Origin of the sequence: Psychromonas sp. SA13A (genome assembly GCF_011378715.1) — a bacterium.
In the GTDB taxonomy this organism is placed as follows: Bacteria; Pseudomonadota; Gammaproteobacteria; order Enterobacterales; family Psychromonadaceae; genus Psychromonas.
Genome location: NZ_WTKU01000001.1, coordinates 460,310 through 486,673, shown reverse-complemented (window position 1 = coordinate 486,673; position 26,364 = coordinate 460,310). Strand labels below are relative to the sequence as shown.

Genomic DNA, 26,364 nt, shown 5'->3' with positions numbered 1-26,364 from the left:
AAACTTTACTGATTTCAATATTTTTTGAAGTCAGTTTATTTTGTTTAATATAGTGATAATTATTATTCAAGTGAATAATAGAAAGGCGTTAAAGTCGTACTGCACTTTAGATTATTACTCTTCTGTCTATAGACCTAAAAGTCTATCCCATTCTCAGTATTGATAACCAATAAAGCTGCTGCTGTCTTGGTTTATTAGCCAACCTAAAAGGTTAAAAACATGCGCTTTAGCTGTAATGCCTCTATTCGCTTTAGGATGATTATAGTTACATTAGGCGTATTTATTTAAAGTTAAATATCACTTTTTTATTACTAAATATAGATATCAAATATTATAAAGCCATGTTGATTTAAAAGTCAGAAAGTTAGCTGGAAAACATTGAATGTCTTTGATATTTATATTCTAAAGGAGTGAACCAAAATAATGATCTTATTCTAATTTCAGTGCCGCTTAATATTGATCCAAGCTCCTCTTTTTTATCTTATCCAGCAAGTTTTAGCTCTTATCTATCCTCATTAAAAAAATTAAATAAGCTACAAAGAACAACAATAAAATAAAACACTATTTTTGTGCATTAACGATTTGTAAGTTTTTTCAAGTAAATTTTTATTCGTATCAGGATATAAAAAACAGCCTTTTAGATACCAATAAAGCAGAACACATAAAATAATTATTTAACAAATTATCTAATAAACAAGGGGAGGAACATGATCACGTTATTAATTACTAAATAGCTACTCGATGATGAATCGTCAGCAGTTAACTGGTGTTAGACAAATTTGTGTCGGCATCATAAATACAAAAAATCAGTATATTAAATAACAACAAAGCAGAGAGCGTTAAATATTACTTTAACCGCCAATTTTATAAAGCATCGAATCAACAAGGATATGAACATGTTTGCATTATTAATTGTTAAATGGTTACTCGACGATTAATCGTCATTTAACTCGTTTTACCTATCAAAAACTTAGAAGTATACAGGTGAGGCAATCTTTTTACTGGTAACTATTGTGTTTTATTAAGGAATTAAATTATGAATAAACAACATTTTAATAGCATTGATTATCGTATCGAAGAGATGAGATTAAACCTTAATAAAGCAGGGTTTCGTCCATTAGATGTAATGTTTACAGGTGTAACGGGAGCAGGTAAATCAACCTCATTAAACGCTTTATTCCACAAAAAAATCGCTAAAGTTGGATACGGTTGTGACCCTATGACCATGACTTTAGATCACTACAAACTTCATGGTGAATTACGGTTTTGGGACACTCCTGGTCTCGGAGATGGTATTGAGTCAGATAAAAAGCATAGTAAAAAATTAATAGAATTATTGCATAAAACATATCCAATGCAAGGTAATACATATGGCTTCATCGACATGGTTGTGATCGTAATAGAAGGTAGCAATCGTGATATGGGAAGCACTTATCAGCTTATTAATGACGTTATTTTAGCAAATATCGAACCGGAAAGAGTAGTGATTGCGATTAATAAAGCAGATGTTGCTAAAAAAGGCCGAGGCTGGGATGACACTAAAGGGGAGCCCACTTCATCTCTCCATGAATTTTTAGAAGAGCAGGCTTGTTCTATCCAATCTCGTATTAAATCGGCCTGTGGTATCGAGGTAAAGCGTCCTATTTTTTACTCGGCTGATAAAGGTTTTAACCTTGATGTTTTTATGGATGCCATCATCAATGCCATGCCAGAAGTACGTCGGAACTTAATGCTTCATATTGCATAAATAGCGATTAAAAATAATAAATTAAGAGAGTTTAAATATGAATGATGTTAATAAATTAAATGAGATTGAAAAACAGATCCGTGAAAATGCATCATTGCATGAAGCAGATAAAATTCAAATGTTAAAAAACATCCAAAAAATGCGTAACCAAAAAGTGAATATGTTGATCACAGGTGTAACAGGTTCAGGTAAAAGCTCCACTATTAATGCATTGTTTGGAAAACAAGTCACTCGGGTAGGGATGGGCGTTGATCCTGAAACCATGGATATTGATAAATATATTCTTGGTGGTTTAACTATTTGGGATAGCCCTGGCCTTGGAGATGGTATCGAAAATGACAAACGCCATAGTCAGAAGATAATCGATCTTTTACAACAAACCGATGAAAATGGTGAAGCCTTAATCGACATGGTTTTGCTTATTTTAGATGGTAGTCAAAAAGACTACGGCACTAGCTATGAGTTATTAACCAAAGTGCTTATACCGTACCTTGGTAAGCAACGAAAAGATCGTATTCTAGTGGCTATTAATCAAGCTGATCAAGCGAAAAAAGGGCGTGGTTGGGACAGTGAAATGAACCAACCAACTCCAGCATTAATTGACTTTTTGGATCAAAAAGTGATCTCAACACAGTCCCGTATTAACCAGTCAACGGGTGTTGATATTGAGCCTATTTATTACAGTGCCGGTTACCAAGAAGAGAGCGATAGACTGCAACCTTACAACCTATCAAAATTGCTTTATTTTATTATTAAACATACGCCTAAAAACAAAGCAGCCACTGTCATACTTGAAAGTAACCCAGAGCAAGAAATGTGGGGAGAGCGTGAAGAAGATAAGAAATATCAAGAAAAAATCAGTAAGAATATGTTCGGGCAAGTACTTAATGGCGTTCAACAAGGTTCGCAGTTGGGAGGGCGTATAGGTAGACGTTTTGGCTTTGCAGGCGAGGTTGCCGGTAGTGTGATTGGTGGCGTGATAGGTGGTTTTTTCGGATTGTTTTCTTAATGTTAATACAACAAAAAATATTATTTTATTAATCGTTATTTGGAGTGTGTGAATGAAAAAGTCATCGAAAAAAGAGAATTTATTAAAGACGTTAAAAGAAAAGTTAATGTCGTTAGATGCTATTAATGAATTAGATAAAAAAACCATTTTAAACAACATTATAAAAATGGAAAAAAAAGAAGTTAATTTGTTAATCACTGGTGCAACAGGGTCAGGTAAAAGCTCTACTATCAACGCTTTATTTGAAACCGATGTTGCGACCGTTGGAATGAGTAGCATGCCAGAAACAATGGACATTCAGCAATATACACTAGATAACTTAGTAATATTGGATAGTCCTGGTTTTGGGGATGGTATCAATGAGGATATTCGCCACGCTCAGGGCATAAGTAAACTACTTAATGAAACCGATGAGGAAGGACACTGTAAAATAGATTTAGTGCTTGTATTGCTTGATGGTGGCAGTAGAGACTATGGAACAACTTACCGATTATTGGAGAAAATTATTATTCCTAATATAGGGAATAATGATTGTCGTATTTTAATTGCTATTAACCAAGCAGACATGGCAATGAACGGAAAAGGATGGGATCACCAATTAAATCGCCCGACAAAGGCATTAATTGAGCAGCTAGAAGCAAAAGTAAAATCAACACAAGTTCGTATTAAAGAAAATACTGGCGTAGATATTGAACCTATTTATTATTGCGCTGGCTACCAAGATGAATTAGAAAAGCAAAACCCTTACAACCTTGCCAAATTGCTTCACTTTATTGTGCAAAACATACCGGCAAACAAGCGTTATAAAATAGCAGACAATATGACAACAGATGACAGTCTTTACGCTACCAATGACGATTTAAAGGACTACACTAACGAAACTAAAAAATCGATGGCAGAATCATTAATGGCAGTAGTTAGTGACATTTCAAGTGCAGCGGTTGATATTGTTAGCAATACTGTTGTGAGTACCTTTAATGCAGTTGTCAATATTGGCAAATCTATTGCTTCTACAGGGCGAAGTTTGGTAAGTGGCATTGCTAATCTTTTTGGTCTTTAAATAAGAGCTTTATTTAATTGAAGGCTAAGTGGCGCAATATATTTTGCTTATTTTATATAAAAACGAGTAGATAAGAGCCTTCGGTAATGCTTCATCCTTTTGAAGCAATACATTTTGACAATAGGCTCATTGGATAATAACACCCTAAAAGATGATGATATAAAAATAAATGTTAACTTTAGCCTGAATTACTCCTTAATAGGTGCTTTAATTGCTTTTTCGATGTCATCACAATGATAATCTCCTGCACTTCATTTAATTCAAAGGCCTTACCCATGTTAAAAGATGCATTCTACGACTCACCGTTTATGGGGGTTTATTATCAATTAAAGATTGAATCAAACACCGCGATACTACAGATACAGAAATCGACCGCTGATATTTTGCCTGCTTTAGTTAAATTAGAACTTGCACTTGCAGAACAAAATATCACAAACATAAAGCTATACTTTTTAGCGTCAGCTTGTGATTCAACGATAAAACGCCTATTAAAATTAAACTACTATCATGCATCAGATCATTATCATAAAAAGATAACTTATCGTAAAGCCGTTCGATTTTCGATCACTGAAAAATGTAACTACCATTGTTTTTTTTGTCATGAAGAAGGTATGGAAATGGAGGTTCGTCGAGAAAAAGGGCAGCATCAACAGTTTTTCGACGTTATAAAGCAGCTTGCAGATCTCGGATACGATGATTTTACCTTTACAGGGGGGGAGCCTCTTTTAAATTGGAAGGGGATTAGCGCGTGCTTAGACTATATGGAGAAAATCAATTACCTTCCTGAGATCACAATTGTCACTAATGGCGAAAGAATCAATCAACATATTATTGATAGGTTATCAAATTTTCCAAGTTTAGTGCGCTTTAACTTATCGCTACATAGTTTGTTAGATGATGAATACCTTGAAATAGTACATCGCAAGAAAAAACAACAATTTGGAAGCGACGATTTATTAGATAAAATAAAATCGAAAATAACCATGATTGAAAAGGCAAGCATACCCTTTAAACTTAATATTGTACTTTTGAAAGACATTAATACCTCCAAAAACTCACTTGATGCTATTTTACATTATGCAGAACAAAGTGGAGCCACATCAGTAAAATTTTTAGAGTTATTAATTACAGAAGCTTTAAAAGATTTTTACCCCTATTTTTACACATTAGGAGCTGTTAAAAGCAGTTTACATAATGAATTAACATTATTATGGCAAAACCAAAAAAAGGATGTGTATCAATATAAAAACAGTCATTTAGAGGTTGAGTTGCAACATTGTCCTTGTGCGCGAGGTTGCAATGTTTGTTTATTAAACAGAGGTGTTACCTTCACTGCTGAAATGAAACAGTTTCCTTGCTTTCTTCACCCAGAACACTTTGAAACATTATCAGCTGATAACCTGGCAACCAATATCATGGAAGGTGATAAATATATCGATAAAATGGCTGAGTACTTTCAAGATAATAGTCCAATCCTTATCCAAGAGCATAATAGTAAAAAACACGAAACGGCCTATTATTATCTACTTAACAAAGAACAAGTGGAACGTGGAAAGAGATTGTTGAATGGGCAGCTTGAAAGAGTCAGAAAATTCACTGAAACTTACTTTTTCCATCCTCAGCAACCTGAAAATGAATATCGAAAACTTGCTAAAAACAGCTACGATGAGTCCGCTTTAGCTATCTCACAAAAAATGACCATTTTAGCTAACGGTGCACATCAAACTGAGTTTTTAGATGAAGGACGTGTGATAAAAGATATTCCGCATTACCTTACCTCTATGCAAAACCAAGGTTTTACGCAACAAGCAATATATACCTGGGATATTGAATATTATAAGAGTAAAGATATCGCCTATGCTATTAGTCATAATGAAGATACAGGGTTATGTTTATTAAGAACAGAATCACCACTTCAAGAGCTATCACTTAGTGTAAAGCCACTTACAACCTCCATTTATAACTTATTATCGTCGCACACCAATAAATGATTATATTGCAGAAATAGCTACAACCTATTGTTGTATAGTTTTGTTGTATATTTTTGTTGTATATTTTATTTGCCCCCTTATTTATGCCCTTTACTTAGGGCATTGTTCAGTTTTTGCCCTCGACTATCAGAATCATTCATTGAAAAACATAAGCCTTAACCGCCTTAGAGCAGCGCGTTCTTTAGGTTGATGTATTTGGTGCGCACGTTCGAAATACAGGTAATGTCTTAATCCCTTAGTTCAGGGCGTTCTTTAGGTTGATCTATGAATATACACCATATAGACACTTCAGTTCTATGTCTTAATCCCTTAGTTCAGGGCGTTCTTTAGGTTGATAGGTGAACAAGGATTTAATGAACGCAATACTTGGGTCTTAATCCCTTAGTTCAGGGCGTTCTTTAGGTTGATTGGTGTAGCCGTGATAGTGAGTTTTTTGATGAGGTCTTAATCCCTTAGTTCAGGGCGTTCTTTAGGTTGATTGATATTGTCGGTGAAGCGTCTTTTCAATTGTTGTCTTAATCCCTTAGTTCAGGGCGTTCTTTAGGTTGATAAGAATACCGTAAGTTACAAGCGAAGTCTCCTAAGTCTTAATCCCTTAGTTCAGGGCGTTCTTTAGGTTGATGTGCACTTAAAGAGGCTTTCCCAGGTGCCGAGTTCGTCTTAATCCCTTAGTTCAGGGCGTTCTTTAGGTTGATATAAGGCTGAAGTTACCTCGTACCAAGTGGCTTCGTCTTAATCCCTTAGTTCAGGGCGTTCTTTAGGTTGATACAATTACGAGGGAGATGCGCAATACACAATGCCGTCTTAATCCCTTAGTTCAGGGCGTTCTTTAGGTTGATTCTACAGCCCCCTCACATCCAGTGCCGAGGAAGCGTCTTAATCCCTTAGTTCAGGGCGTTCTTTAGGTTGATGAATGCAATAGAGTTTAACGCGCCACCTGTCAAGGTCTTAATCCCTTAGTTCAGGGCGTTCTTTAGGTTGATCGTAGCATCTCAATCTGGCAACCACCTTTCCAAGTCTTAATCCCTTAGTTCAGGGCGTTCTTTAGGTTGATCTAACCATAGTACTATAGCCAACAGAGACGGAGGTCTTAATCCCTTAGTTCAGGGCGTTCTTTAGGTTGATTGAAATAGAGCCCATAGGTCGACTTTTATTCATAGGGTCTTAATCCCTTAGTTCAGGGCGTTCTTTAGGTTGATAGAGCATGAAACTACAACATATTGATTTATATAAATTAAATAATACGTTAAAAAGTAGACCTAGTCACTTATGTTTTTCTATCAATTAAGCAATATAGCAGCCAATAATTATGCTTTACTTTAACATCAGTTGCTTATATTACTCTTTTTTTATTTGGCCTAGATTATGCTTTGTTTAAAGAATATAGCCTTCCAAACGAGGATCTGAATGGATTAATAACCATTTTTCTTGCTTACCTTGGTGAAAACTACCATCAGTCGGTGAAAATGGAATACACAAAAGGCGATCCTCGGAGAGGTCGATAATTTCGTTAAGTTTTGCACATATTAATAAACGTTCTGCTTTGTTAATGCAAAATAGAAAAAGTGATTTTTGCAGTGCCCAGCCCTCACTACTGCATATTCTATGTACTTTTTTTAGCCGCTTAGCACAACTTATATCATAACTAATAAGCCATATTGGTTTGTTATTTAGCATGCTTAACCTCCCTTAATATGACTTTTTTAGCCAATTTACAGACATAATCGACATGTTTTTTATGTTGTTCAGCAAAAGCATACCAAGCTTTATAAAAAAGTACTTGCCCTTCTTTATTGAGTCGGCACCCTTCGTTGTTGTTTTCAAAATGTGCCTGAGTGAGTTGCTTATTTAAGAATATCGATATAACCCAATATTCTAAATCTGCACGCGAAAGCTCTTTTAAATCGCAAATCAAACTCTGTCTTCGGTAACCCGTTTGGTGATGAAATCCTAAGCCTAAATCTAAACCTTGTATAAGTAGTGAATGATTATACAAGCCATCAACCATTACTGAAGTTAATGAAAGTAAAGCATTAATTGGATCTGTTGGTGGTCTGCGTATACGCCCTGTAAAGCCCCATGGTTGCAAAATAGTGGTTAGTTGTTGCCAATATTGTTTGCTTATTTTGGCTTCTTGTAGCATTAGATTTGGGGTTGTCTGTAGTTGCTCTCGCTCTTTGACCCTATCCCCACTAACTGGCAGTTGTAGTTTTCGTAAATTATTAAATTGCATATTAGCTCTCACTTTTAATAACATAATCGATAATCGATGGCAGCAATGTTGGTCTGAAAATACTTGGTATTGTTGTAATTTTATTGGGGATGTCGGTGTTCTTAAAGGGACAAGTGAAGCTAGCTCATTATTTTTTGTGCCATGAATAAGTAAAGAAATACCTTTTTCTGCCAGGCGTAATATAAGTTGAGTTGATATGTCTACACCTTTGCCGATCACTAAGTGTGTAATACCTTTCCAAGGCAATAACCGGCTAGTATCTGAGATTGCCTTGTAACATATTTGACCTTCCCGTAAAAATAACCTTGTTTCTTTTTCCATGATGACTAATGCACTCATATTTATCTCCAGTTGACGTTTTTGACTGGAACCATCATAAAATATTTTGTAGTTGCTTGAACTTTGACAAATTTGTTTCAAAAAAATCAAAATAAATGTATCTATAATTAGTTAATTAAATGATATTTATAAATATTTACTTTATTATGATTTATCTCATGTTTTTTAACAACAATAGGGGAAACAATGATTTACTGTTATTTGTTTGAAGCGAAGTCTATTCAACAATACCTTTTTCGATCTGGTAAATTAAAGGATGTGATTGCTGCAAGTGAGCGATTAGATAATTTGATCGACTCTGAAAAAGAGAGTGTATTAAACCAAGTGTTGTTAAATGCTGGTCTTGATTCTGATTTGTTGGCGCTCGATAAAACTAAAAATGATGAAAATAGTATTCATTTTTTACGTTGTAAAGGGGGGGCTTTTTATTGTTATTGTCAAAGCGAAACACCGCTCCTTAAGTTACGTTCATTATGGACATTAACCTTACAACAGCTTTTCCCTTCCCTTGAATTTACTGATGCGTTAACACATGCAGATAAGTTACCAGTTGCATTAGATTTAGCTCACCAACAGCTGGCGACTGACCGAAATAACCCTACTATTAAATTTCCTTTTGCAAGTGCTATTAGCGCGCGTTATCAACGTTCAGGCAAGGTCGCTGTCCCTCTTTCTAAACTCGCCTTTCAAGCATCCATGAATGAAGATAGTGTAGACCTTGATACTGAGCATCATCGCCAAGCTTATAAAGCGTTGGAGATGAAAGATAATGCGGCATTACAAGATAGGTTTACTCCTCCTGAATTAAGAGGCGAAATCCATTACCCGGTTGATATTGAAAAAGAGTTTCAAACACATGCTGATGCTAAAGCCACAAACTTGGTAGCAACACGTGATATTGCATTAATTCATATTGATGGCAACGGGTTAGGCATTTTGTTAATGGGACTTAAAGATGCATTAAAAGGGGTAGATGACAATATTTATCAACATGCTTTCAGACAGTTTTCTGATGCTTTAAATAAAGCAACCATTGAAGCTGCACAAACAGCGACGCAGTGGATTGTCGATAATGCAACTTATACCATTAAAAGTGAAGGTAATAAAAAATACTTACCGATGCGTCCCATTGTATTAGGAGGGGATGATGTTACTTTGTTATGTCGTGCCGATTTAGCCTTAACGTTTAGCCAAATATTTTGCAAAGAGTTTAAAGTCGCTTCTGAAAAAGCGTTAGCGCCTATTTACGATCAACATTTAAAAGCAAGTGGCATGAAACCTTATTTAACGGCAAGCGGTGGCATTTTGTATAACAAAGCCGGGCACCCGTTTATAAATAGCTTGAGCTTGGTTGAAGATTTATGTGCACATGCTAAAAAGCTCACTAAAAGTATAACGAAATCGGAGACAGAAGTTGGGCCAGCTGCACTCGCTTTTTATCGTATATCAAATGCGATTTCCTCTTCGTTTGATCAGGCTTTTGAGCAATCTCAAGTATTTGCTTTAGATAATAATAAACATATTACTATGGGTAAAAGTGCTTATTTTGTTGAAGAGGTTTATGCCAATAACCTGAAGCGTTTAGATGACATCAGTAAACATAAGGCAATGACTCCGGCTAAATGGCGACAAATGGCGACGTTACTTTCTCAAGGTGATTTAGATGAAGCGCAAGCGATGTTTAATCGTGTTAAGTCTTTGGCTTCTGACCATAACGCGATGAGTCATTTGAGTGATGCTATACAAGCATTATTAAAGGCTGATGCTATTGAAGGGTGGTATAGCGAAGAAAATGGTGTGTTGAATTGTATTATTAACGACCTATTAATTGTTGACCATTTCCAGCCGGTGATTGCAGATGAAGGTGATAATAATGAATAAGTATATTTTAATCTTTGATATTAAAAGCGATTGGCATATCGGGAGCGGCGAAGAAGGCGGTGCTTATGCGGATGCACTGGCATTAAAAAATCATCTACAGCTACCTTATTTACCGGGTAAAAGTATTAAAGGGTTATTACGTCAAGCGTTTGATACTGCAATTAACAATGCTTGGTTTGCTGATAGCAATGTGCTTAGCGATCTTTTTGGTTATGAAAATGAAGGCGAATACTCGCAAGGCTGTATTCAAATAAGTAGTGCTCAATTAAGTGAATCAGAAACGGATTATTTTTTGGAAAATAAAGGGGCTATTAAGCATCTTTTCCGTATTTTGCAGTCCACTGCGATCGATAAAAAAAGTGGAGTGGCTAAAAAAGGTGCGTTAAGAAGTATTGAAGTGGTTGTGCCAATGAAATTACGCGCAGAATTAACCGTAAATGGTGACTTTCCTGAGTTTCAACAGTGGTTAGAAGGTGCATTGACGTTAGTGACTGAATGCGGTGCAAAGCGTCATCGCGGTTTAGGTGCTGTTTCTGTTTCTTGTCAGGTTAAGGGAGATTCTTAATGCGTTTATATTATACGTTAAAAACGATTGACCCCATTATCGTCAGTGAAAACAATAGTTCTGAAAATAATGATGCGTGTTTAGATTATATACCAGGTAGCGCGATATTAGGTGCATTGGCCAGTAAGCATTATGTCGCGTTAAGTGAACAAGATAGTTGGACGTTATTCCATACGGGTGAATGTGTATTTAGTCATTGTTACCCATTGGTGAATAATCAGCTTGCTTTACCGGTGCCGGCTAGTTGGCATTTTTTAAAAGGTAAAAATGCGCTAGATTCAACGGGAAAATATAACGCCAATGAAATAAGCAACCATGCCAGTGTGTCTTTTGAGCGCCAAGAGGGTGTGCAATATAAACAATGTCGCGATGGTTATATTAATAGTGATGCGCAATCGGCCGTCGTTAAACAAGGGTTAACGACTAAAACGGCGATTAATAATCAAACTGGTGGCGCTAAAGAAAGCCAATTATTTAGTTATTCATATATTCAACCTGCACAAACCTTTTTAGGGTGGATTGATTGTGAAGATGATGTGTTACTTGATACGTTAAAAACAACGTTAAATAATGGCATAAATATTGGCCGTTCTCGTCATAGTGAGTTTGGACGCGTGCACGTTGATGTGATTAACTCACCAACGATTGCTGAACCAACCAATAATGAAAATACGCTAGTAATATGGTGCTTGAGTGATTGCGAATGTTTGGATGATCTTGGTAACCCTACTTTTACACCGACGCTACAAAGTATTAATCCGTTGTTAAGTGGCAACTTGAATAAACAGAAAAGCTATATTCGCAGTACAAGTTGTAGTCGTTTTAATCAAAAACGAGGTGGCTTGGACAGTGAGCAGGTTTTAATTAGCAAAGGGTCCGTTTTAGTTTATGACTTGGACCAAAAAGTCGACCAAGCTGTAATAAATACATTGAATGAAGCTGGTATTGGGCTTAATAAGCAACAAGGTTTAGGTTGGGTCAGTGTTAATCCGGCTTGGGCGTTTAAATCTTCATTATCTAATGGTGAGCTGCTATTTAACCCTGTGATTATTAAAGCTGGTGTAGACAAAAAAGGCGAGGTTGCGACAACATCTGCTTTGCTTTCATGGGTTAAAGAAAAAGTGAGTGAAGATAAAAAATCGATTGTTCGTAAACAGTGCGTTAATTCATTGCTCAAGCAAATAGTCCAAGCTTACCAAGATGCGCGTCGTTATAACAATATTTTGAATAGTCATGAAGCGGGTCCGTCAAGTAGCCAGTGGCGTAGAATAAGCACACTTATTCGCACTAAAGAAAATAAATGGGCTGCAGCTGTCTTTGAAGGTAAAAATGCAATCTGTAAGCCAGACAATGATCAATTAGGCTGGGGTATTAGTTGGAGTGGCGCACAGACCAATACTGATTTTTCTGCATTCACCAAAGATCTGTTAAGTGGCTTAAATGTTACTGAAATGCGTGAGTTACTCGAAAAGTTAAATCGTTATGATTTATCAACGTACAAAGGGTTATATAAAATGGTTGACGAGTTGGGATTAACACCAGGAGATAACCATGAGTAAAACATCAATTAATAAACGTTATCTTGTACGTCTTGTGGTTGAAACTCAGAGCCCGATGGCGATTAATACTGGCGATAGAGAAACGGCTTTTGACGCCCAACTTGCGCGTGATAATAATGGTTTACCAACTATCCCTGCTACTAGTATTGCTGGTGTTTGGGCGAGTGTTGCAGAAGCATTAGATATTTTTGGAAGTGATCACGCTCGTGCTGCTTGGTTTGGAACGATGCAACAACGATCTGCATTAAAAATTTCAAATGGTTTACTTCATGATAGTCAAAACAAGCCAGTCGTTGGTATTAAAACACAACAGGATTTACAAAAAGATCCTTTGCTTTCTTTTTTATTACAAGCGAGACCACACCACCGTGAACGAGTTGCATTAAATGACCGGGGTGTTGCTAAAGATACGGCAAAATTTGATCTGTTATTATTACCTAAAGGCTGTCGTTTTAGTATCAATGTTCAGTTTGATGATCAGTTTGTTGATGAAAGTGAATTTGATGCGTTATTAGCCTGTTGGCAAAGTCGTGCCTTTGCCTTTGGTGCAAGTACTCGTAATGGATTAGGGGCAATTAAGATCGTTGCAAGTGAGCTGTTATGTTTTGATTTGGCTAAAGGCCCTGCAGAAGGCTATGCATTACAAAAAGCGCTAAATAATATATCGGCACCGACCGAAAATATAAAACTGCCTTCAAATAAACAACATTTAATCGCAATGAGTTTACCGTTGAAAGCATTAGACAATTGGCGTTGTGGTGCGGGGAGTGAGTTATTGGGAAATAAAGTAACAGAGCATAATGTCAATATTATGAGTTATAGCGAGCCCGTTATTACTTGGGCTGCTTCAAAGGCATCTGTTAAAGAAAAGCAAGCTGTGCTTTGTGGCAGTAGCGTGAAAGGTATATTAGCGCATCGTGTTGCTTTCCATTTTCGAAAACTGACTCAACAATGGGCTGAAACGATTGCTGATGAAGATCATGAAACATGGGAATCTCGCCCTGAACAATTAAGCGAACTGTTTGGTTTTGCTGATGATGATCATGATAAGAGCGTTGCTGGTAAGTTAGTAGTTGATGATTGCGAACTGATTTATAAAGATACCATTATCCGTACACATAATAGTATTGACCGTTTTACTGGTGGTGTTCGTAGCGGTGCGCTTTACAGTGAAGAGCTATTATATCAACCCGAGTTTACGCTGAAATTATGGTTAGATAACCGAGCAGGTATTTCAGAAACCTTAATACAAGCACTAGCAGAAACGTTAGATGACCTTAAGTTGGGTTTATTGCCGATGGGGGCCGGTAGTGGTCGTGGCACAAGTTTGGTGATGCAAAATGAAAAAGGCATTTGGATCGATGGTTTAGGTGATTTAACAAAAGAGGTTAAAGCATGAGTTTAGAAAATTATAATAGATTACAAGTACACAGCCAAGATGATCCAAGGTTGTTAGGCAATGCGTTACCTAAGTTAACAAATGCGAGTATTAATATTTTATCTGAGCAGTTAAACACTGAACACATGCTTCAAAAAATTAAGGGGTTCACACCTGCCGAAGGTTGGGTAATGTACCGTGACCAAGTTGAGATGAGTACTGAGGAGCCTACGCGAAAAGACCTGATTGAAGGTGAATGGGCACACAACAACAATAGTTTAAAAGTTAAGTTGATTGGCGCAGATCTTTTTCAAGTCACGTTGATGAGTCATGCTGACACAGATGATATCACTGCTTTTTCGGAACAGAAAGTGATGTTACGTCAAAGTTTAAAAAATGAATTTACCTGTGCTGTATATCGTTGTTGGTGGAGACAATCACAAGAAGGCGACCAAAAAGGCCGTTGGCTACCATTAACACAACAGTTTGTGGGATTTTCAAATGAGAAGGAGCGAGCATAATGTCATACGATACACAGGATCAAGTACACGCACCTTATCATTTTGTCCCACTTTCAAAGTGGGTTTATATGCCAGATTGGGCGCATTTAGTGAGCCATGATCATCCTTTTGAAGAAGGGTTGTCAGGTGCCATCGAATATACCCTTAATAATAAAACGCCTTTATGTGTTGGTGCAGAGCAAGAAAAAGATGCACAAGGTATTTCAGTGGTCAAGTGGGCGAGAGACCCATCTGGCAAACCTATTATTCCAGGCTCTAGTTTAAAAGGCATGGTACGTAGTGTGTTAGAGATTGCTAGCTTCGGTAAATTTAATGCAATTGATGATAGCCACTTTTCGTTTCGGGATATCTCTTCACGAAGCCATTACCTCACAGAAGTCATAGGAAAGAACAAAGTACAGGCTGGCTGGATTAAATATAATAAAATCAAGAAAGTCTGGGAGTTTACTGAATCTGATTTTTGTAAGTTATCGCATAAAACGTTGAATCAAGTCTTGGAAAAAGATATTAGAAATAGTGATACGGCCATTGAAAAATATGAAAAGATCAAACTTTCTAATGAATTTAAAGCAAATATCTCTGCCCCAAAAGGTGTGCAGAAAAATTGCTGGGCTGATGATTTTAACCAAGGTACAACGAGTGGACACTGTGTGTTCACAAATGAACGTATAAAAGGGCAAGGAAAAGCATCTGATTATGAATTCAGTTACTTTTTTTATAATAAACGCAGTGTTAAATCTTCTAACGTTGATGCCCAAGTTCAGCATTTATTTAATAATCACCGAAGCATGACTTGCGAAATCAGAGGTAAAGAAACCGATCAGGTTCAATATTTACAAGACAATGAACACCGAGAGCATGGTATTCCGGTTTTTGCATTGAAAAAAGGCTCTGAGGTTCATTCGTTAGGTTTTGCAAGAATGCCAAGGGTAAGTTATAAAAATGGTACAAAGGATTTAGCGGATAACCAAAATAAAGCCCATTCAGCGGATGCTTATTTTGATATGGCTGAATTAATGTTCGGTACGTTACGTGAAAAAGCATTGAGTCTTAAAAGTCGTGTTATTTTTTCAGACGCAACTTTAGATTCTTGTGAGCATAACTTAACGTCTGCTCCTGTTATTTTATCTTCTCCTAAAGCAACCTTCTTAGGTGGTTATATCCAACAAAATGATCCTGAATCTTATAATGATTATAATAATGATAATTCTGTTTTATCAGGTTGGAAGCGCTACCCGATAAAAAGGGATTTTAAAGAAAATGATAGTAGTGAGATCAAGTCCAATAAAGTTAAAAGTAAACTTGAACTACTTGAAGCGGGTAGTGAGTTCTCTGGGAAAATATTCTTTCATAATTTAAAACAAGAAGAACTTTCAGCTCTATTATGGGCGTTGACGTTAGGTGGGTCTTCATTCAATTGCCATTCGTTAGGTCACGGTAAACCGCTTGGTGCAGGTGCTGTTCAATTTTCAATTACTGATAATAATATTAAAATAAAAGGCATTTCAACGGCTAAGGTAAACACTTATATTGATACTTTTGAATCTCATATGGAAAAAGTATATTACAAAGTAAATGGCTGGAAGACTTCTGTTCAAATTAATCACTTATTAGAGTTATCGGATACGAGTATTAGTGATGTAAATCATTTCGAATATATGAAATTAAAAGATTTTCAGGTAGTTAAAAATTCGAAAGATTCACTTACCATTAATGACCATAATGATGAATCATTGAATGATGTTGAAAGTAAGTATGAGCCTATCGGTTCACCTTCTTTTGGAAAGGGTCGTTTAAAACAGTTATTTGATTCAGAAAGTACTTGGCATAACAATGAAAAAGCGTTGCAAGAAACTTATCTTGAGATCTTTGAAAAAAGAGCACTTAAAGATAAGCTTGCAAAAGAAAAGGCTAATGTTTCTAATTCCGATATGAGTCTTTATGAAAAATCTAAATTATTTTTGGAGTTTATCGAAAGTGATCAAGATAAATTAAATGGCACGGAAAAGAAAAATAAGATTAAAGAATTACGCAATATTCTAAAAGATATTAAGGCGTTAACATTAACAAATGAAGAAGCTAAATATTTATTATCAGTTTATAAAAATATTAACTTATCAGACAAGGATGTTGAAAAAGCAATTAAGTATCTTGAGGGACAATGCTAGTGCATTCACCTTTACAACAACTCTCCCAACAGTTTTCTTTACTGAAATTGCGTGTTTATATTCAATTTCACAAAGATACTGTGTTACCTGCATTTAAAGGGTCTATGTTGCATGGTTGGTTTGGTCATGCACTTAAACAGGCTGATGAGCAGGCATTTTTTATTTGTTATGGTGAGCACGATAATCAACAACCCAAACCTTATATTATTACACCAAACGCTGATCATAAAACGGATTGGCATCAGCACGAAGTGTTTGATTTTGAGATAACGCTTTTTGGTAGTGCTATTGAGCTTGTTGATTCTTTATTTATTGCGTTAAAAATGGGTGAAAGGATGGGGTTCGGTAAAAATAGAACACCATTCTCAGTATTAAGTATGAGCTCTGTGCTACCAACCAATCAGCAAACAGGCATTCATACCTACACGTTATTCGATGCTATTTCGATGCAGCTTGATAGTTCGCGCGAGCTCTCTATTAACCATGAAATAGCATTACAGTTAATAACGCCTTTACGTATGAAACATCAAGGTAGAATCGTTAAAAGTAATGCGCCACCCCTTGAGTTCTTCCTTCGTCAAATTCAACGACGATTAATTTTATTAAGTCGCTTTTGGGTCGTTGATGATTCACCTTTGCTTGAGCAAGTTAATCAACAACTACCTCTATTAGGTGGGTTTAAAAGTACAGCTCATTGTTATTTTGAAGACTGGCAACGTTATTCATTAAAAGAACAAAAAAACCTTCCTTTTGGTGGGTTAAAAGGGCAATTCAGCTTTTGTGGAGAAATCACGGAGTCATTACCTTTGTTACTTATCGGTGAACAATTACATATTGGTGGAAAAACGACTTTTGGTTTAGGGAAATATAAGTTAATTCAGTGATTTGGCGAGCAGTCATCCGTGACCGTCTCATTGTGGTGCGGATTATATTGCAAATGAGACCATCTGACCTTTTAACAAATTTGTTAAAAATATAATGAGAACAATATGACAGTTAAAACAACATTAATGACCGTACTAGGCTCCTCACCTCAAGTGGTGACTGAAACCTTATTTGCCTTGAAGGATAAAAATTTTCCTTCAAGGATAATTGTGTTCACAACATTACATGGCGCGAATGAAATTAAAAGACTAAAGGTGCATGAAAAAATAACTGAGCTTTGTGAGCATTATGCTTTACCGATCCCGACACTATTAACAACAGATATTCAAATTGTTAAAGACTTACAGGGGAATGAATTAAATGATATTCGTAATAAACATGATCAAGAATCAATGGCGGATCAAATAACGCAAACAGTTCGTACTTTAGTGAAAGATGATGATACTGCTATTCATGCTTCCATTGCCGGTGGGCGTAAGAGTATGTCTTTTTATATGGGGTATATCTTTTCTATATTTGCTCGACCATGCGATACATTGAGCCACGTTTTAGTAGCGCCGGAATTTGAATCTGCTAATTTTTGGTTTCCGACTAAAACGCCCAGCCCTTTTGTTGCTTCTAAAAACTGGAATACTGGCGAAGAGATCTCTCTTGATGCAAAAGATGCCATTGTTGAACTCGCTAAAATTCCTTTTTTAAGATTAAATAATTCGCTTAAAAATGATGGTGGTATGCTAACGCAAGAAGCAACTTACCGCGATATTCTTAAAGCTTACCAATTGTCTTTTACACCGAATGAAAACGTATTAGAATTTACTCGTGATTACCGAGTATTGCTAAATGGCACTGAGTTAAACCTACCTATTGAAACGATCGCTTTTTACCGAATCATCGCTAGGACGTGTAAAGATGAGCCTATTTATAGCCGTCAGGATATTACTGATTTTAAAATGGATGATCCTTTGTTTCTTGAGCTTTCAAAGATTTCTGGCACAAATTTAAATGGTGATAAACCTTTTGATAGGTTTGATGATATTAAAGAAGAGTTAGAAGATAATGCGGGTTATAAAGTAAATAAAAAGTGCTTTGATTCGATAGAAAAGAAAGGCTTATCTAATACGATTGTTAGCCGTATGTTACTTGATATTTCAGGTGAATTGAAGAAAATAGCGGTAGGAAAAAGCATTACTTTTTGTGAAATTAGTATCGTTAAAAAAGAAATGTCAGAAGAAGGGTTTCGTACTCGTACCAAAAATGGGCATTTAGGTCTTCAACTGAATCCTGATCAAATTATTTTTAGCGAATAATTTATACATTTGACGGTTGCTCAACCCCAATTTTATGTTGAGCTATATTGCTTATCATTGCTTGAAAAGTGATGTTCAGCTGCCCACCCGACAGCCTCTGTTAATGCGAAAGCTGTACTCGCATTAATAGAGTTTCCCCAACCGGGGATCCAACCAACTAAGTACTGTGATAATGCTCGACCGCCATAGCTTGCTGTTGCAGTCAATAGCATATCCATGGCCGCTGCTTCAGATAACTCAGCCCCAAATTTATTTGCTATTGTAATAATCATGGTCGTTTGAATACCTGCAATCACCGGCATGTCCGCCCCTGGTAACTGTGCTAGTCCAGCACCAACACATGCTGCCGATGACGCTGCAGCATGGATGATAGTATGTACACTTTTTGTGTTCTTCATTTAATTTCTCCTAAATAGATTGTTGATTAATTGATCTCCAGGCTCTATAGCGAGAGACATCATCACGAGCAAAATCAAGTGCCAATTTAATAACATAAGCATCATCTATGTAGCCTGCAAAGGGAATAAAATCAGGGATCACATCAATAGGTGATACAAAATAAATGATGGCTGCAGTGATTGACGCCATTACTTTCCAAGGGACATCAGTGTAAGTTCCTGCGCTATAGTCTTTGAGTAAGCGGACCATGAGTTTTAGATCATTCCATAGTTTTATAAGTGCACCGGGGGATTTTTCGTACAATTCTTGCAGCTTTTTATCACCATTACGTGCAGCTTTTTCAATGTCTTCACTATTGATATCTCGGGCAGTTTGCTCAAATTTATTTTGTGTAGATTGTCTTTTTTTATTTGAAAATGTCATCGCATACTTCCTTTTTAAATATTATTGTATTTTTTCGCATTTTTATTTTAATGTCATGCCGCTTTACTGTTGTATGGTGGTGCCTGACGATGATTACAGTGTAAGGCTTTAATAGTATTTTCTCTCTTATGACAAATTTGTTAAGTAGTTAAGAGGTAGTTACTTATTTTTATGTGCTGCGGAACTGTCAGTTAGTAATATCGCAGGGTTATTATTTAGGTGTTTTCATCAATATAAATCGGTGACTACACTATTTTTGGTTAGCGTTGATTAGATGATGGTGAAATATATTTTCTGGTTCAGAAACGAAACAATTAAAGAAATAGCAATGTGCTTCTTTAAATGCTTATTGAAAGAAGAAGGTGAAAACTCACTTAAGGTTTGATGGGATGCTGGTAAATTGCTCTGCAGCCAAAAATAATGGATGCGGGTTGATTGTGACTAGAGTTTAGATTGAGGTTATAGCTTTAATCGTCAATAGTAATCTAACAATACCGTCACTTATGACCTTTAGATAAGATGTCGATGGAGCCTATTCGTTACCAACCTCAAGAAACTGCCATGAAGTACAATCCCAAAAATTAAGTGTCATTACATATCAACTACGTAAAACTATATTATTGCAACTACCTAACAACGCTAGTATTTCAAAACCAATACTATTATTGGTATATTTAATTGAATGGTAAGCTAAGCTAGATAAGAATATTCATATTGAATAAATATTCAATATGATGAGTTTTAACTTTAGTGGTAATTCAAATAGTACTGTTTTACTTTAATTGCCTAGGTAATAAATAGGCTTTATTACAATTTTATAGACACAAAGTAAGTCTCAGCTAAACCTAAATAATCAGCGTAGAAAAAAACACTATTTGAATTGCAACTTGAGTGTGAAATTATAAGTATATTAAAATCAATGGTTTAATAAATATAGACATAATAAGACATTGATTTTTATCCAAATAATCACTATCGTGGTTCGAAAATACCAACTACTTAGTTAACGGAGCTTCGCTTAAATGCATTATTTCTGGGTGCCATTTTTACCCATGTTAGGGATTATCGTCCCCTTACTAACCAATAAACTGAGTCGCAGCGCATGTACGCTGGCAACTGCGTTGTTACCAGCGCTTGCCCTTGGTTTGATTCTTCTTGATTTGCCAGCGATATTTGCTGGAGAGTCTTTTAGCAAGAGTGTTGATTGGATCCCCCAATTAGGTTTATCGTTATCGTTTCGGCTCGATGGTTTAGCTGCATTGTTCAGTATATTGATTTTAGGTATTGGTTTACTGGTCATTTTATATGCGCGTTACTATTTGTCTGAAAAAGATCATATGGGGCGTTTTTACTGCTATTTGATCATGTTTATGACTGCCATGCTCGGCATTGTTATGTCAAATAACATGCTGCAACTCTGGCTTTATTGGGAATTGACCAGTATCAGCTCGTTCTTGTTGATTGGTTTTTGGTCACACAATAGCGATGCGCGTAAAGGGGCTAGAATGGCTCTTACGATCACTGGTGCTGGTGGTTTAGCGTTGTTGGCGGGGATTATCCTATTAGGTCAAGTCGTTGGCAGTTACGAATTAGACGTCGTCCTCAACAGTGCTGAATTGGTAAAACAAAGCCCTTATTATATTGCAATTCTAAGTTTATTTTTAATTGGTGCTTTTACTAAATCTGCGCAATTTCCGTTTCATTTTTGGTTACCTCATGCCATGGCTGCACCTACACCTGTAAGTGCTTACTTACACTCGGCGACCATGGTAAAAGCAGGTATTTTCTTATTAGCACGTTTCTATCCAGTATTAGCTGGTACGGAGATGTGGTTTGTTGTGGTTTCTTTAACTGGTCTATTAACTTTGTTATTAGGGGCTTATACCGCATTATTTAAACATGATTTAAAAGGGCTGTTAGCTTATTCGACCATTAGTCACCTTGGTTTAATCGTATTGCTACTCGGTTTGAATACTGAATTAGCTGCGATTGCTGCGATATTTCACATCATGAATCATGCTGTTTTTAAAGCATCATTATTTATGGCTGCAGGTATTATTGACCATGAATCTGGCTCACGAGATATGCGTAAACTTAATGGATTATGGAAATACATGCCTATTACCGCGACGTTAGCGATGGTTGCATCTGCCTCGATGGCGGGTGTGCCGCTGCTCAATGGTTTTTTGTCTAAAGAAATGTTCTTTACTGAAACCTTAGAGCAAAGCATTTTAGGTGCTATGTCTTGGTTAATCCCTGTATTAGCGACAATTGCTGGTGCTTTCTCTGTCGCTTATTCACTGCGTTTTATTCATGATGTGTTCTTTAACGGTGAGCCGAAAGGTTTAACTAAAACCCCTCACGAGCCACCGCGTTATATGCGTGTTCCCGTGGAAATTTTAGTGACTATTTGTTTGTTGGTCGGTATTTTTCCTAACTATACTATTGGCCCGTTACTAGAAAGTACTTCTTTGGCGGTGCTTAACCATGCGCTACCTGAATATAGTCTTGCTATTTGGCATGGATTTAATCTTCCATTGCTAATGAGTGCGTTGGCTATTGTTGGTGGCGTGGCGATTTATTTGAATCGTAAACATTTATTCAAATTTGCAGGTATGTTCCCAGATATTGATGCAAAATTGGTATTTGAAGGGTGTATTCAAGCCTGTGTAACGTGGGCGCAAAAAATAACCATTAAATTGGAGAACGGTTCTTTACAACGCTATGCTTTTTGTCTCTGCTTCTTTGCTTTATTACTGATCGCACCGCCTTTGTTTGACCTCGACACAACGAGAGGAAGTATGCCTGGCACGCCAATAAATGGTGCCGTGATGGTTGCTGCCATATTGATCATTGCAGGTTCACTTGCAACCTTAATTTGGAGTCATTATCGTCTCATCGCTTTACTCATGTTGTCGCTAGTTGGTTTGGTGGTATCGATAACCTTCGCTTATTTCTCTGCTCCCGACTTAGCCCTTACTCAGCTATCGGTAGAAATTGTAACGGTGATTTTGTTATTACTAGCGCTGTACTTTTTCCCTCAGCAAACGCCAACTAGTAAAAGTCGACCTAGCCATTTTGTGCGTGACTTGACCATCGCATCATTAATAGGTTGTATTATTGGTAGTATTTGTTTTGCTTTAATGACCCATCCTTTGGATAGTATTTCTGCGTTCTTCTTGGCTAATGCAAAAGCAGGCGGCGGTGGAACCAATGTAGTGAACGTTATTCTGGTTGATTTCCGTGGCTTTGATACCTTTGGTGAAATAACGGTATTGGGGATTGCAGCATTGGGTATTCATAAGGTGATTGCTCGCATGCGTTTATCAATGCGCACTAAAGATTACGATGGCCGACTATGGGCTAAAGAGAAATATCCAGTATTATTATTGGTCGTTTCACAAAGCTTGTTACCCCTATTTTTGCTCATATCTGCTTATATATTTATGCGCGGGCACAACTTGCCTGGTGGTGGTTTTATTGCCGGTTTGATTACTTCCATTGCGTTAATTCAACAATACCTTGCACACGGTGTTGATTGGATGGCTAAAAGGGTGAGTATCAGTTATCACTATATGATCGCTATTGGATTAGCGATCGCTGGATTCACTGGTTTAGGTAGTTGGTTTGTTGAACGACCATTCTTAACCTCTTGGTTTGAATATGTTTCCTTACCTTGGATAGGTAAATTTGAGCTTGCGAGTGCATTGATGTTTGACCTCGGGGTTTATTTCACTGTTATCGGTGCGACATTGCTTATATTAGCGAGCTTAGGCAAGTTAACGACTAAAGAACGACTCACAGTAGGAGAAAGATAATGGAATTAGTCTACGCAGTTTGTGTCGGCTTCATGAGTGCATGTGGCATATTTTTAATGCTACGTGGACACACTTTTACTTTAGTTATTGGGCTTACTTTATTGTCTTACGCTGTTAACTTATTTCTATTTGCCAGTGGTGGATTAACCATAGGCGCACCCGCGGTACTTAACAGCAGTGAAAATTACGCCGATCCGTTACCGCAGGCGTTAGTACTGACGGCGATCGTTATTGGATTTGCTATGACCGCTTTTGCGGTGATTTTAGCGATGCGAGGACGCGCTGACTTAGGTAGTGATCACGTAGATGGAATAGAGCCTTTTGATCCCCTATCTGAGGAAAAATCCTAATGAGTTTGTTTGACCATTTAGTTATATTCCCAGTGTTAATACCTTTTTTTGTGGCTGTTACTCTGCTTTTTCCAAGCTTAAGCAACTCCTTAAGCCGACAACGTGTACTGAGCATCACCGCCAATGTTTTTCTGGTCGTGGTTGCCTTCTCATTACTATTCAAGGTTGAGCAGCAAGGTATTCAAGTATATGCACTTGGTGATTGGTCCGCGCCTTTTGGTATTGTATTAGTTGCTGATCTATTCTCGGTATTAATGGTGTGTTTAAGTGCTATTTTAGGCTTATCAATAACGCTATATGCAAGTGCCGGAGAAGATAAAACAGGTGCCTTTTTTCACCCTCTTATTATGTTCCAATTAATGGGTATTAATGGTGCATTTTTAACCGGTGATGCATTTAACTTATTTGTATTTTTCGAAGTGTTGTTAATAGCCTCATACTCTCTGATGATCCACGGAGGAGGAAAGCAACGGATACAGGCGAACATCCATTATGTATTCCTTAATTTAATTGGATCATCACTATTTTTGTTTGCATTAGGCACTTTATACGGCACTTTAGGTACCCTTAACTTTGCTGATATGGCTGATAGAATTCCATTACTCTCAAACAACGAATTACTGATCGCTAAGTCTGGTGCCTTATTGTTATTGGCTGTTTTTGGTTTGAAAGCAGCGATGCTTCCCTTGCATTTTTGGCTACCAAAAGCTTACTCGACGACAAGTACGCCAGTCGCTGCGCTATTTGCCATTATGACTAAAGTTGGTATTTACAGTATTTGGCGGGTACATGGTGTGATGTTTGGTGACCAAGCCGGTGAACTCGCGAATATCGCCTTACCCTGGTTATGGCCGATTGCATTATTAACCATTGCTGTTGGTACGATTGCGGTACTAGCTAGTCAAAGTTTGCGGGTACTTTGTAGTAACTTGGTCATTGTATCCGTTGGCACTTTATTGGTGACCATCAGTTTGAATACGGTACAGGCTACTTCAGCAGGGATTTATTACTTGCTACATAGTACTGTTGCTTGTGCTGCTATGTTCTTGCTCACAGGTTTAATTCAACAACAACGTGGCCAAGCGGAAGACCGTTTTGTTGCTGCTAGAGCAATGCCACAGGCAGGTGTTTTAGGCTTTATCTTTGTGTTATTGGCAATCGGTTTAATTGGTATGCCACCATTATCTGGTTTTGTTGGTAAAGCATTGATTTTGCAATCAGTTACCAAAGCAAGTGAAGCAATGTGGGTTTTCCCTCTCATACTAGGGGGAGGGCTAATCGCTTTGATCGCCTTATCACGGGCTGGTACTTCACTATTTTGGCGAACCAGTGGTGAAAACACCAGTGCACTAAAAGGGCATCCTATTCAGTATTTGGCCATTGGTATATTGGTTGCGTTACTGCCTTTGATGGTTATTTTTGGAGGACCAGTAAGCGACTATACACAATTGGCTGCAGAGCAACTTAAAGCAGGTTTAAGTTTACAACAACTTAATGAGGTCGCTAAATAATGGATAAATTACGTAAATTTGTTTGGTTTCCTACGCCTTACCACAGCGTATTATTATGGTTGGTGTGGCAAATTTTACATGACTTTAGTCGTGGTCATATGGTGTTAGGTGCGGTATTTGCGATTGTTATTCCTTGGATTGTCGCACCTCTCAATGAGAAAGAAGCAGTAGCAAAAAAACCTATCAAGGCGGTGATGTATTTGTTTCGCTTGTTAATTGATATTGTTGCCTCTAATTACGATGTAGCAAAGCGTGTGTTGCAAAGCAATCGCGGTTTAAAGCCCGCTTTCATTGCGGTGCCTTTAGATATTAAAGAGCTTTTACCACTCACCATTTTTACCAGTAGTGTTTCATTAACACCCGGTACGGTGAGCGTTGAATTGTCAGATGACCGAACATGGTTATATGTGCATGTGCTGCACCTTGAAGATGAACAAGAGTTAATTAACCTTATCAAAGATCGTTATGAAGCACCTTTAAAGGAGATTTTCGGATGTTAAGTGTCGCTATCCTGATTGCTTGTGCGCTAATTTGTTGTGCTTTAGCGTTAAATACTTGGCGTTTAATTATTGGTCCTACTACACCAGATAGAATTATTGCCGTTGATACGATGTACATTAATAGCATTGCATTGATCATATTGTTAGGGCTTCACCAAGGCTCTGCCATTTATTATGAAAGTGCATTATTGATTGCGCTTCTTGGGTTTGTAAGTACTTCAGCTTTTTGTAAGTACTTATTACGTGGCGATATTATCGAATAAGGAAGGCAGATGACTGTATTTTTAGAAGTAGTAATAAGTGTTTTATTGGTGTTTGGTAGCATTGTTATGCTAATCGGTTCTATTGGCTTAGCAAAACTCCCAGATTATTTTACGCGCTTACACGCTCCCACCAAAGCCAGCACTCTAGGCTGTGCCTCTATTTTGATCGCTTCGATGATATTTTTCAGCGTTCAACTTGGTCACGTGAGCTTAAAAGAAATGTTAATAAGCATGTTCTTGTTGATCACTGCTCCCGTTGCGGCACACATGTTAGCGAAAGCAGGCTTGCACTATAAAGTCAAAATGGCTGATAGTACTAAAAACCAACATCTGGCTAAAAAAGCCTATTTACAACAACACCCAGATGATAAGTAACTCGTTCTTGCTGGCAGTAAATAAGGATAGTGACTTACATATCCTTTAAAGGGGTATTGTTAAGTCTATCCCCTGAATAGGA

22 protein-coding genes and 1 CRISPR repeat array are annotated in these 26,364 nt (G+C 37.1%); of the genes, 18 read left to right on the top strand and 4 right to left on the bottom strand.

Annotation, left to right across the window (positions count from 1 at the left end; genetic code table 11):
* The first annotated feature begins 1,036 nt into the window (after positions 1-1,036).
* From GQR44_RS02085 to GQR44_RS02070, 4 genes are all read left to right on the top strand, one after another.
* Entirely contained in the window at positions 1,037-1,747 is a 711-nt protein-coding gene (locus tag GQR44_RS02085; protein ID WP_166368729.1) for a GTPase, read from the top strand.
* Between the two features lie 37 nt (positions 1,748-1,784).
* The gene (locus GQR44_RS02080) at positions 1,785-2,756 is read left to right on the top strand and encodes a GTPase (RefSeq protein ID WP_166368727.1); all 972 of its coding nucleotides are present in this window, start codon (positions 1,785-1,787) and stop codon (positions 2,754-2,756) included.
* A 52-nt stretch (positions 2,757-2,808) separates the two neighbouring features.
* Entirely contained in the window at positions 2,809-3,816 is a 1,008-nt protein-coding gene (locus GQR44_RS02075) for a GTPase (protein ID WP_166368725.1), read from the top strand.
* A 275-nt stretch (positions 3,817-4,091) separates the two neighbouring features.
* The gene (locus tag GQR44_RS02070; protein WP_166368723.1) at positions 4,092-5,807 is read left to right on the top strand and encodes a radical SAM protein; all 1,716 of its coding nucleotides are present in this window, start codon (positions 4,092-4,094) and stop codon (positions 5,805-5,807) included.
* A gap of 153 nt (positions 5,808-5,960) precedes the next feature.
* Positions 5,961-7,006: a CRISPR direct-repeat array (repeat unit 38 nt; unit sequence GTCTTAATCCCTTAGTTCAGGGCGTTCTTTAGGTTGAT).
* 175 nt (positions 7,007-7,181) lie between these two features.
* On the opposite strand, the gene GQR44_RS02065 is transcribed toward GQR44_RS02070, so the two are convergent.
* Complete coding sequence (locus GQR44_RS02065) at positions 7,182-7,484, bottom strand: CRISPR-associated endonuclease Cas2 (protein ID WP_166368721.1); 303 nt, start codon at positions 7,482-7,484, stop codon at positions 7,182-7,184.
* Entirely contained in the window at positions 7,474-8,379 is a 906-nt protein-coding gene (gene cas1 / locus GQR44_RS02060; protein ID WP_166368719.1) for a CRISPR-associated endonuclease Cas1, read from the bottom strand. Before cas1 ends, GQR44_RS02065 begins: the two co-directional genes overlap by 11 nt.
* 186 nt (positions 8,380-8,565) lie before the next feature.
* On the opposite strand from cas1, the gene GQR44_RS02055 reads away from it, so the two are divergent.
* From GQR44_RS02055 to csm6, 8 genes are all read left to right on the top strand, one after another.
* The gene (locus GQR44_RS02055; protein WP_166368717.1) at positions 8,566-10,260 is read left to right on the top strand and encodes a hypothetical protein; all 1,695 of its coding nucleotides are present in this window, start codon (positions 8,566-8,568) and stop codon (positions 10,258-10,260) included.
* Entirely contained in the window at positions 10,253-10,825 is a 573-nt protein-coding gene (locus GQR44_RS02050) for an RAMP superfamily CRISPR-associated protein (protein ID WP_166368715.1), read from the top strand. Before GQR44_RS02055 ends, GQR44_RS02050 begins: the two co-directional genes overlap by 8 nt.
* Positions 10,825-12,384: a hypothetical protein gene (locus GQR44_RS02045; protein ID WP_166368713.1), complete on the top strand. Its 1,560-nt coding sequence runs from the start codon at positions 10,825-10,827 to the stop codon at positions 12,382-12,384. The genes GQR44_RS02050 and GQR44_RS02045 overlap by 1 nt, the downstream gene beginning before the upstream one ends.
* Positions 12,377-13,783, top strand: a complete 1,407-nt coding sequence (locus tag GQR44_RS02040; RefSeq protein ID WP_166368711.1) for an RAMP superfamily CRISPR-associated protein — start codon at positions 12,377-12,379, stop codon at positions 13,781-13,783. The genes GQR44_RS02045 and GQR44_RS02040 overlap by 8 nt, the downstream gene beginning before the upstream one ends.
* Positions 13,780-14,283, top strand: coding sequence for a hypothetical protein (locus tag GQR44_RS02035; RefSeq protein ID WP_166368709.1), 504 nt, complete (start codon positions 13,780-13,782; stop codon positions 14,281-14,283). The genes GQR44_RS02040 and GQR44_RS02035 overlap by 4 nt, the downstream gene beginning before the upstream one ends.
* Positions 14,283-16,451 carry a TIGR03986 family CRISPR-associated RAMP protein gene (locus GQR44_RS02030; RefSeq protein WP_166368707.1) on the top strand — a complete coding sequence of 723 codons (2,169 nt, stop codon included), beginning with the start codon at positions 14,283-14,285 and terminating at the stop codon, positions 16,449-16,451. The genes GQR44_RS02035 and GQR44_RS02030 overlap by 1 nt, the downstream gene beginning before the upstream one ends.
* Positions 16,451-17,335: a CRISPR system precrRNA processing endoribonuclease RAMP protein Cas6 gene (gene cas6, locus GQR44_RS20015; RefSeq protein ID WP_166368705.1), complete on the top strand. Its 885-nt coding sequence runs from the start codon at positions 16,451-16,453 to the stop codon at positions 17,333-17,335. Before GQR44_RS02030 ends, cas6 begins: the two co-directional genes overlap by 1 nt.
* Positions 17,336-17,440: 105 nt before the next feature.
* Positions 17,441-18,643: a CRISPR-associated ring nuclease Csm6 gene (gene csm6, locus GQR44_RS02020; RefSeq protein ID WP_166368703.1), complete on the top strand. Its 1,203-nt coding sequence runs from the start codon at positions 17,441-17,443 to the stop codon at positions 18,641-18,643.
* Positions 18,644-18,675: 32 nt separating this feature from the next.
* Here the strand turns inward: csm6 and GQR44_RS02015 are convergent, their stop codons facing one another.
* Together GQR44_RS02015 and GQR44_RS02010 are read right to left on the bottom strand one after the other, a co-directional pair.
* Positions 18,676-19,041: a hypothetical protein gene (locus tag GQR44_RS02015; protein ID WP_166368701.1), complete on the bottom strand. Its 366-nt coding sequence runs from the start codon at positions 19,039-19,041 to the stop codon at positions 18,676-18,678.
* Between the two features lie 10 nt (positions 19,042-19,051).
* Complete coding sequence (locus GQR44_RS02010) at positions 19,052-19,465, bottom strand: YkvA family protein (RefSeq protein ID WP_166368699.1); 414 nt, start codon at positions 19,463-19,465, stop codon at positions 19,052-19,054.
* Positions 19,466-20,487: 1,022 nt separating this feature from the next.
* On the opposite strand from GQR44_RS02010, the gene GQR44_RS02005 reads away from it, so the two are divergent.
* Genes GQR44_RS02005 through GQR44_RS01980 form a run of 6 tightly spaced genes read left to right on the top strand, consistent with a single transcriptional unit; the run spans position 20,488 to position 26,282 of the window.
* The gene (locus GQR44_RS02005; RefSeq protein WP_166368697.1) at positions 20,488-23,283 is read left to right on the top strand and encodes a monovalent cation/H+ antiporter subunit A; all 2,796 of its coding nucleotides are present in this window, start codon (positions 20,488-20,490) and stop codon (positions 23,281-23,283) included.
* Positions 23,283-23,633, top strand: a complete 351-nt coding sequence (locus tag GQR44_RS02000) for a Na+/H+ antiporter subunit C (protein WP_166368695.1) — start codon at positions 23,283-23,285, stop codon at positions 23,631-23,633. Before GQR44_RS02005 ends, GQR44_RS02000 begins: the two co-directional genes overlap by 1 nt.
* Positions 23,633-25,144 (top strand): monovalent cation/H+ antiporter subunit D, encoded by a 1,512-nt coding sequence (locus tag GQR44_RS01995; protein WP_166368693.1) that lies wholly within the window; start codon positions 23,633-23,635, stop codon positions 25,142-25,144. The genes GQR44_RS02000 and GQR44_RS01995 overlap by 1 nt, the downstream gene beginning before the upstream one ends.
* Positions 25,144-25,644, top strand: coding sequence for a Na+/H+ antiporter subunit E (locus tag GQR44_RS01990; RefSeq protein ID WP_166368691.1), 501 nt, complete (start codon positions 25,144-25,146; stop codon positions 25,642-25,644). Before GQR44_RS01995 ends, GQR44_RS01990 begins: the two co-directional genes overlap by 1 nt.
* Positions 25,638-25,907 carry a K+/H+ antiporter subunit F gene (locus GQR44_RS01985; RefSeq protein WP_166368689.1) on the top strand — a complete coding sequence of 90 codons (270 nt, stop codon included), beginning with the start codon at positions 25,638-25,640 and terminating at the stop codon, positions 25,905-25,907. Before GQR44_RS01990 ends, GQR44_RS01985 begins: the two co-directional genes overlap by 7 nt.
* A gap of 9 nt (positions 25,908-25,916) precedes the next feature.
* Positions 25,917-26,282, top strand: a complete 366-nt coding sequence (locus tag GQR44_RS01980; RefSeq protein ID WP_166368687.1) for a Na+/H+ antiporter subunit G — start codon at positions 25,917-25,919, stop codon at positions 26,280-26,282.
* The last annotated feature ends 82 nt before the right edge of the window (positions 26,283-26,364 follow it).

What these genes read in the sequence shown, in the direction of transcription:
- GQR44_RS02085 (WP_166368729.1), top strand. Translation starts at nt 1,037, where the DNA reads ATGAATAAACAACATTTTAATAGCATTGATTATCGTATCGAAGAGATG.
- GQR44_RS02080 (WP_166368727.1), top strand. Translation starts at nt 1,785, where the DNA reads ATGAATGATGTTAATAAATTAAATGAGATTGAAAAACAGATCCGTGAA.
- GQR44_RS02075 (WP_166368725.1), top strand. Translation starts at nt 2,809, where the DNA reads ATGAAAAAGTCATCGAAAAAAGAGAATTTATTAAAGACGTTAAAAGAA.
- GQR44_RS02070 (WP_166368723.1), top strand. Translation starts at nt 4,092, where the DNA reads ATGTTAAAAGATGCATTCTACGACTCACCGTTTATGGGGGTTTATTAT.
- GQR44_RS02065 (WP_166368721.1), bottom strand. Translation starts at nt 7,484, where the DNA reads ATGCTAAATAACAAACCAATATGGCTTATTAGTTATGATATAAGTTGT.
- cas1 (WP_166368719.1), bottom strand. Translation starts at nt 8,379, where the DNA reads ATGAGTGCATTAGTCATCATGGAAAAAGAAACAAGGTTATTTTTACGG.
- GQR44_RS02055 (WP_166368717.1), top strand. Translation starts at nt 8,566, where the DNA reads ATGATTTACTGTTATTTGTTTGAAGCGAAGTCTATTCAACAATACCTT.
- GQR44_RS02050 (WP_166368715.1), top strand. Translation starts at nt 10,253, where the DNA reads ATGAATAAGTATATTTTAATCTTTGATATTAAAAGCGATTGGCATATC.
- GQR44_RS02045 (WP_166368713.1), top strand. Translation starts at nt 10,825, where the DNA reads ATGCGTTTATATTATACGTTAAAAACGATTGACCCCATTATCGTCAGT.
- GQR44_RS02040 (WP_166368711.1), top strand. Translation starts at nt 12,377, where the DNA reads ATGAGTAAAACATCAATTAATAAACGTTATCTTGTACGTCTTGTGGTT.
- GQR44_RS02035 (WP_166368709.1), top strand. Translation starts at nt 13,780, where the DNA reads ATGAGTTTAGAAAATTATAATAGATTACAAGTACACAGCCAAGATGAT.
- GQR44_RS02030 (WP_166368707.1), top strand. Translation starts at nt 14,283, where the DNA reads ATGTCATACGATACACAGGATCAAGTACACGCACCTTATCATTTTGTC.
- csm6 (WP_166368703.1), top strand. Translation starts at nt 17,441, where the DNA reads ATGACAGTTAAAACAACATTAATGACCGTACTAGGCTCCTCACCTCAA.
- GQR44_RS02015 (WP_166368701.1), bottom strand. Translation starts at nt 19,041, where the DNA reads ATGAAGAACACAAAAAGTGTACATACTATCATCCATGCTGCAGCGTCA.
- GQR44_RS02010 (WP_166368699.1), bottom strand. Translation starts at nt 19,465, where the DNA reads ATGACATTTTCAAATAAAAAAAGACAATCTACACAAAATAAATTTGAG.
- GQR44_RS02005 (WP_166368697.1), top strand. Translation starts at nt 20,488, where the DNA reads ATGCATTATTTCTGGGTGCCATTTTTACCCATGTTAGGGATTATCGTC.
- GQR44_RS02000 (WP_166368695.1), top strand. Translation starts at nt 23,283, where the DNA reads ATGGAATTAGTCTACGCAGTTTGTGTCGGCTTCATGAGTGCATGTGGC.
- GQR44_RS01995 (WP_166368693.1), top strand. Translation starts at nt 23,633, where the DNA reads ATGAGTTTGTTTGACCATTTAGTTATATTCCCAGTGTTAATACCTTTT.
- GQR44_RS01990 (WP_166368691.1), top strand. Translation starts at nt 25,144, where the DNA reads ATGGATAAATTACGTAAATTTGTTTGGTTTCCTACGCCTTACCACAGC.
- GQR44_RS01985 (WP_166368689.1), top strand. Translation starts at nt 25,638, where the DNA reads ATGTTAAGTGTCGCTATCCTGATTGCTTGTGCGCTAATTTGTTGTGCT.
- GQR44_RS01980 (WP_166368687.1), top strand. Translation starts at nt 25,917, where the DNA reads ATGACTGTATTTTTAGAAGTAGTAATAAGTGTTTTATTGGTGTTTGGT.